Below are 6831 nucleotides of genomic sequence, written 5' to 3' on the forward strand. Positions count from 1 at the left end.
CCTCGCACGGGAAGTCGTCGACGCCTGCAGCACCTTCAACGTCGGCCGCGGTCTCCACGCCCTGCCCCGTCTGCCCCATGTGCCCCGGCTGGCCCACGGGCGAGCCGAGTGCCTCCAGCCGCCGGCGCAGCCGGTCATCGAAGGCATCGGGGGGCAGCCACCCCGGGCACACCCAGGCGATGAGTGCGTCCCGGAGGTCCTTGTCGTCGAGCGGCCCGACAAGGGCTGGCAACAGCGGGTCAAGGTCGGTCGGCTCGGCGCCGTCCAACAGCCGGCCCCACGCGGCGAAGCATTCATCCGCGAGGACGTCCCACCGAGTCGGACGGTCGGGCTGCGCATCCTGGGAATACGGTCTCGTCCCCTCGTGCTCGACCCATCGCAGTGAGCGCGTTCGCAGTGCCGCGTGGTAGCTGACTCGCCACTGCTCGATGGCCTCCCCCACGCCCGACCCAGAATCGCCGGTCTCAGGCACCGGTCGGACGAGGGACTCCATGGCCTCGCGGTCGGCAAGGACGGCTCGACCGAGGGCCACGTAGCCGGCGACAGCGGGCACATCGGCGGGCGCTGGCAGGTCCTCGCCTTCGTCCGGGCAGTCGTCGACCTTGAGGCAGTACCAGCGCCCATCGCGGATCACGATGTCTTCGGTGACCGGGATGCCGGCCAGCCCCAGCGCCGCTCCGAGTGCGGCGGCGAGGGGCCGGGCCTCTCCGGGCCGGCTCTCGTACGAGACCAGCGCCACCGCGGTCGGGCCGTCCCGCCGGATCGTCTCGGTCAGCTGCGCAGCTGCCTCCGCCGCGTGCGGGCTGCCGACCACGTCGATCCGGGCCACCAGACCAAAGGCCCTGTCCCGGAGGCAGATGGCGACGACACTTCGCTCAGGCTGGAACCCGAGGTGGAACGGGACGATGGTGACCAGCTCGGCCGGTCCGGAGACTGAGATCTTCTGCATGCAGCGACATTGGCCGTCCAGAGCTCGCCGCGACAGCGGCTACCCCCTTCCTGTGGACGGCGCTCGACGCGCGCCGGGGGATGTGGACACGTCCCGCCAGCACGCCTGCATGCCGCCGCGTCACCGCTCCAGTCGCTTGCGGACCGTCTCGAGAACGTAGTTCGTCGCAGCCTGCCTGGCTTCGACGCCGGGGCGCGGCCCGGCTCCGGTCGCGCGGGCCTGCCGGTGATCCGCGCTGGCCGTGCCGCCCCCATCCCGGGTTCCCTGACCAGTCCCGTCAGCCCCATCAGCCTCGACCACGACACCTCCACGAATCGGTCGAGAGGAGCCGCGAGCCGAGCCGCCCCGACCCTCGCCGGCCTCCCATGCGAGGAACCGGTCCGTCTCCTCCACCAGCGTCTTGATCGCCCACGAGATGACGAATGCGTCGTCGACCGTGCCGAGCACGGGGAGAACTGCCTCGGGCACCAGGTCCACCGGCGAGACGATGTAGGCCACCGCGCCGGCGAGCAACCCGAGGCGCCCCCGCGTCGTGCCGACGTAGCGGCCGCTGAGCGTTGCCCGCACGAGTCTCGGCACCGCCTGCACCCGGCTCGAGAGGCTCGGTGCGCCGGGCCGCGTGGACGCGCGGACCACCGAGGCGACGGTGGCGATGAGCTTGAGCCGCTTACCGGCCATACGTCGCCACCGCTGGGAACTCCCGGCGAGCCTGACTGGCGATCCGGGTCAACATGTACGCGTCGACGCCGCCGCCGATGAGCCCGCCGACGATCGGCACCGCGCGACCCAGCTTCGCGATGATGCCCGAGCCGAGGCGTCCGAGCAGACGGAACGCGATCGCCTTGTTGAGCACCATGAGCGCCGGCGCCGGGAGCCGCTCAAGCGCGACAGTGGTGAGGCTACCGCCGGCCGCGAAGACGCCCGCCTTCTTCAGCAGGTCGTCGCTGTCGGCGCCAGCGAGGGTGAGCAGGACGGCCGACCGGATCTCCGGTTGGTCGATGTCGTAACCGCGGAGCCGAGCCGTGGCGGCGGTCATCCGCGTGCCGAGGAGGTAGAACTCCAGGACGTTCGCCGGCAGGGCGACCGCCATGGTGAAGAACCCGCCGAACCCGGTGACAAAGCCCCCGGCCAGCCCGAGGCGGCGGTGCTGGCGGTGGAGTATCCGGATGGCCTCGTCGGGATCACCACCGGCGTCCTTCAAGGCCTGGTCCGCCACCGTGTGCGCGGAGTCGAACGGTCCCTTCCCATCGATCCCGACGTCGAGCAGCCGCTCCAGGAACCGTGTGGCTGCGCCGCTCAGGCCACCTTCGTCGGCGCCCCTCGCCCGCTCGAGCGCGCTGCCGCCAGACCCGTGCTTCGCAACCTCCTGCACCTGACCGGCGGTGCGGTCCGACGCTGCCTGCGTCTCATCCTTACCCCATCCGAAGATGCCCACGTGGCTCCCTTCCCTGACACAGTTCGTCTCGTCGATCAAGGGCGCACATCCCTGTCCTCGACTGTCCGGACCGGGCTGACGTTACGCGATCCGCGACGCGCACGAGGCCATCTGGCGACCCTTGCTTCCGTACCCCTTACCCCCTGTTCGTCTCCTCGAGACGTCGGTGTGCTCTCCTAGGCTCGTGACCATGACGGACCGCATCCTCACGGCCCCGGCGGACGACCTGAGGCGTTCCCGGACGAGTCTCAAGTGGCGCGCCCACCCGAGCGACGTCCTGCCGCTCTGGGTGGCGGAGATGGACTGTGAGCCGTGCCCGGCCGTGGTCGAAGCTGTGTCGGAGGCGATGCGTCGGGGCGACACCGGCTACCCCTGGACGCGCGACTACACCGAGGCCTTCGCCAGTTTCGCTGCCACCCAGTGGAACTGGCACTTCGACGCGCAGACGTCTGTCGTCGTAGCGGACGTCCTCAGCGGCATTGCCCGCCTCCTCGAGGCTGTGACTGACCAGGCGGCGCCGGTCGTCCTGAGCTCCCCCGTCTACAACGCCTTCTTCACCGTCATCGACTCCATCGGGCGCAAGCCCCTCGATGCGCCACTCACGCCGGACGGCCGCCTCGACCCCGAGTCCCTCGCGGACGCGTTCGAGCGGGCGACAACGGGGGGTGCCCGAGCGGCCTATCTGCTGTGCAACCCGCACAATCCCACCGGCACGGTGCACACCTCCGCGGAGCTGGAGATGCTGGCCCGTCTCGCGGACGACCACGGCGTCACCGTCATCTCCGACGAGATCCATGCCGCGCTGGTGTACCAGTCCAGCTCCTTCACGCCCTACCTCACCGTCCCCGGCGCCGAGAGGGCCGTCACGGTGACGTCCGCCTCCAAGGCGTGGAACCTCGCCGGCCTCAAGGCCGGCCTCATCGTCCCTGGACCCGAGGCCCGTGCCGCGATCGGACGCCTCCACCCATTCGTCACGTTCGGCGCGAGCCACCTCGGTGTCATCGCGCACACGGCGGCGTTGACCAGAGGCGTCGACTGGGTCCAGCGCCTCGTCCAGGAGCTCGACGCCAACCGCCAGCTGCTCGCCGAGCTGATCGCCGACCAGCTGCCCGGTGTGCGCCTGCAGCTGCCGGAGGCGACTTACCTGGCCTGGCTCGACTGCCGGGCGCTCGACCTGGGTGACGACCCGTCGGCCCGCTTCCGGGAGCGTGGAAGGGTCGCCCTCTCCGAGGGTCCGAGCTTCGGCGAGGGCGGTCGCGGCTGCTGCCGGCTCAACTTCGCCACGTCGCCGGAGATTCTGCGTGAGGCCATCAGTCGGATGGCCGGTTCCATTGACTGACCAGCCGAGTGGGCAGCCTGCCAGCCCAGCGCTCGTCGCGCTCGTCGTGGGCACCAACGAGGCGTATGCCGCTGGGCCCGGTCTGGACGAGCCGTGGCCGCTCGCCGAGGTGGCGTCCCAGGTCGCCCGGCTGGTCGAGTCCGTCAACCCGCGCTGGGTCGTGTGGTCGGCCGGCAACGGGCTTCGCGGAGTCGTCGCCGCAGGCGTGGAGGTACCCCGGACGTGGGACCTCGCCGAGGCGCATCGGTTGCTGCATGGTGGCTGGTCGGCCACCCCCGGCCACGTCGTGGCCGGCTGCCGTGGACTCCCCGCGCGGGACGTCCCGCTTCCCCGGCGCGGTCGGCACGCCGGCTTCGATGCCGACCTCTTCGACGTGGCCGGGTCGGGATCGGACGACCTGCTCACGTCCACGGGGCACCTGCGGGCCGACGCCCTGGAGGGCTGGGCATCGACCGCGGACCGCGTCGCAGCCCTTGCCCACCTCGCCCTCGAGTGCCAACGCGACCAGGACGAGTCCGTTCGGCGCACTGCCGGGTCCGCCGCCGAGCGGCTCATCCAAACCGTGTGGTCAGAGTCTGCCGCGGCGGTCCTCTGCCTGGAGCTCGAGCGCGACGGCCTGCCCGTTGACCGTGACGCGGCCGAGGACCTCATCGGGGCCGCGGCTGGACCACGACCCCAAGACGATGCGGACGCGGCGCGGATCCGCACGCTGCGCGACCGCGTGGTCCTGCGCCACGCTCCCGGGCGCGAGCGGACCGACCTTCGCAATCCAGCCCAGGTCCGCGACCTGCTCTCGTCCGTCGGGATCGACGTGCCCAGTACCCGGGCCTGGCTCCTCGAGCCCTACCGGCACACGCACCCACTCGTCGACGCCCTCCTGACGTGGCGCAAGGACGAGCGCATCGCGACGACGTACGGTTACCGCTGGCTCGATGAGCACGTCGGAGCGGACGACCGACTCCGTGGCAACTGGACCGCGTGCGACGGGGCCGCAGGACGGATGACGGCACAGAACGGCCTGCACAACCTCCCTGCCCCGCTCCGACCGGCCATCTGCGCCAGGCCCGGGCACGTGTTCGTCCGCGCCGACCTCGGACAGGTCGAGCCTCGGGTCCTCGCGGTCGTCAGCGGCGACCGGGCTTTCGCCGAGGCAACGCGCAGCGACGACCTGTACGCACCGGTCGCCGCCAAGCTGGGCGTCGAGCGCCCGGTCGCCAAGGTGGCCGTGCTCGCCGCGATGTATGGCCAGCGGTCCGGTGCGGCGGGCGAGGCACTCGAGGATCTCGAGCGCGCCTACCCCGTGGCGATGAGCCTGCTCGACCGGGCCTACGCCGACGGCGTGGCCCGCCGGCCGTTGCGCACGTATGGCGGTCGCCTGATTCCCTTCACAGCGGCGCCTCGTCCTGGCGATCCCGCCACGGGCGGACCGGATGCCGCAGGGGACGAGCCCAGCGGCACACGGTCGGATGGTGCTGCCGACGCAGCCCGGGGACGTTACGCGCGCAACGCGATCATCCAGGGGTCGGCAGCCGAGCTCTTCAAGGCGTGGGCGGCGACGGTGCGTCACGGCGTCCGCCCACTCGGCGGCCAGATCGTGCTGTGCCTGCACGACGAGCTCCTCGTCCACGTCCCGCTGGCGCACTCCGACGAGGCGCGACGGACCGTGGCCGAGGCTCTGGTCCGAGCGTCCCGGACGTGGGCGGGGACGGACCAGGTGCGCTTCGTCGCCGACACGAGCGTCATCCGCCGATGGAGCGAGGCCAAGGAGTGACCCCTGTCCCATGACCGACCACATGGCCGACCACATGACCGACCCGTCCGAGATCCCCATCAATCCCCGCGAGCAGTACCGCACGCTCAGTGACACCGTCTTTCGCCTCTACGCCGAGCACCGGCGCAGTGAGGCCATCGACCTGATCACCGAGTCGTCCGCCGAGCTGCAGCCCTGGCGCGCCGAGCTGGCCCACCTCACGGCATGCCTGCTCGGCTCCCTGGGCAACCACAACGAGGCCCTCGACACTCTCGCCACCGCCCACGCCGCCGGCTCCTGGTGGGATCCCCGGATCCTCGTGGACGACGACGACCTGGCGGGCCTGCGGGAGATCGGGCGCTTCACCGGCCTCGTGGAGTCCTCCCGCGGACAGTGGGAGCGGGCCAACGCGGACCAGGACCGCAGTGGTGACCGGTTGGGGCTGCCCGCCGCCGCCCCCCGGGGCCTGGTCCTCGCGCTCCATGGAGCCGAGGAGGACGCCGACGACGCGATGGCTGCCTGGGGCTCGGCGACGAGCAACGGCTTCGCGGTGCTGGCGATCCGCTCGTCGCAACTGACGTCGCCTCGCTACCGGTCGTGGCCGGACCCGCAGCGCGCAGCTGCTGAGATCGCGGAGGCCCGCCGGCTGTTGCCGGACCAGCTCCGGTCGCTGCCCGCCGTCGCAGCAGGCTTCTCCGCGGGTGGCCGGGTCGCGCTCCAATGGGCCCTCTCAGCCGACCCCTTTCCGGTGTCAGGAGTCATCGCAGTAGCCCCGGCTGCATCGGCCGGCACGCTCCCCCCTCGGGCGTCGCGCGACCAGCTCAGCCCGGCACTCATCATCGTCGGAGCAGACGACGAGCTCGCCGAGGATGTGGTGGGGCTGGCCGAGGAACTCGACTCGGGACCTTCCGGCCACTTCACGCTCGACGTGGTCCCCGGTCTCGGTCACGGCTTCCCGGATGACTTCCCTGCTCGGCTCGCGGCAGGCCTCGTTGGTGCGCTGGCGAGCAGCGCGAGCGACCGCGCTGGTGCAGCGCACTGACCCGCTGGCCGAGCACGCAGTGCTCACTCGGGCCGCTCAGCCCTTGGGGCTGTCCTCGCCGTCCGACCCGTCCGACCCCGCGGCTTCGTCGCCCTCGTCGGCGACGTCCTTGAGGAAGGCCTCGAACTCAGCGCCGATCTCGTCGGCCGTGGGCAGGTCGGACAGGTCCGTGGCGAGCAGGCTCCGGTGACGACGGCCCTCGAGGAACGTGTCGTACTGCTGCTCGAGCGCTCGCACGACCGCAGAGATCTCGTCGGACTGTTCCATCTGGCGGGCGATCTCGGCACGGTCGCGGCCTGCGGCGGCAGCCAGCGCC

The 6831-nt window shown here is 71.6% G+C and carries 6 protein-coding genes and 1 pseudogene; 3 read left to right on the forward strand and 4 right to left on the reverse strand.

Features of this window, described 5'->3' with window-relative positions:
- From VIR15_RS00880 to VIR15_RS00890, 3 genes are all read right to left on the reverse strand, one after another.
- Positions 1–949: DUF4192 domain-containing protein (locus tag VIR15_RS00880; protein WP_331925581.1), on the reverse strand; the 949-nt coding region annotated here is incomplete at its 3' end.
- Between the two features lie 120 nt (positions 950–1069).
- Complete coding sequence (locus tag VIR15_RS00885) at positions 1070–1627, reverse strand: YkvA family protein (protein WP_331925582.1); 558 nt, start codon at positions 1625–1627, stop codon at positions 1070–1072.
- Positions 1617–2384, reverse strand: coding sequence for an EcsC family protein (locus VIR15_RS00890; protein WP_331925583.1), 768 nt, complete (start codon positions 2382–2384; stop codon positions 1617–1619). Before VIR15_RS00890 ends, VIR15_RS00885 begins: the two co-directional genes overlap by 11 nt.
- Positions 2385–2574: 190 nt before the next feature.
- Between VIR15_RS00890 and VIR15_RS00895 the strand changes: the two genes are divergently transcribed.
- Genes VIR15_RS00895 through VIR15_RS00905 form a run of 3 tightly spaced genes read left to right on the forward strand, consistent with a single transcriptional unit; the run spans position 2575 to position 6515 of the window.
- A complete protein-coding gene (locus tag VIR15_RS00895) occupies positions 2575–3723 on the forward strand; it encodes a MalY/PatB family protein (protein ID WP_331925584.1) in 1149 nt (382 codons plus the stop codon).
- Complete coding sequence (locus VIR15_RS00900) at positions 3716–5494, forward strand: DNA polymerase (RefSeq protein ID WP_331925585.1); 1779 nt, start codon at positions 3716–3718, stop codon at positions 5492–5494. The genes VIR15_RS00895 and VIR15_RS00900 overlap by 8 nt, the downstream gene beginning before the upstream one ends.
- A gap of 10 nt (positions 5495–5504) precedes the next feature.
- Positions 5505–6515: a hypothetical protein gene (locus VIR15_RS00905; RefSeq protein ID WP_331925586.1), complete on the forward strand. Its 1011-nt coding sequence runs from the start codon at positions 5505–5507 to the stop codon at positions 6513–6515.
- Positions 6516–6551: 36 nt separating this feature from the next.
- Here the strand turns inward: VIR15_RS00905 and VIR15_RS00910 are convergent.
- A pseudogene (locus tag VIR15_RS00910) lies at positions 6552–6831 on the reverse strand (PAC2 family protein); the annotation flags it as partial.

The sequence above is a fragment of the Intrasporangium sp. genome (genome assembly GCF_036566125.1).
Lineage (GTDB): Bacteria > Actinomycetota > Actinomycetes > Actinomycetales > Dermatophilaceae > Intrasporangium.

Coding starts and splice junctions, on each gene's coding strand:
- VIR15_RS00895 (WP_331925584.1), top strand. CDS start 2,575: ATGACGGACCGCATCCTCACGGCCCCGGCGGACGACCTGAGGCGTTCC.
- VIR15_RS00905 (WP_331925586.1), top strand. CDS start 5,505: ATGACCGACCACATGGCCGACCACATGACCGACCCGTCCGAGATCCCC.
- VIR15_RS00885 (WP_331925582.1), bottom strand. CDS start 1,627: ATGGCCGGTAAGCGGCTCAAGCTCATCGCCACCGTCGCCTCGGTGGTC.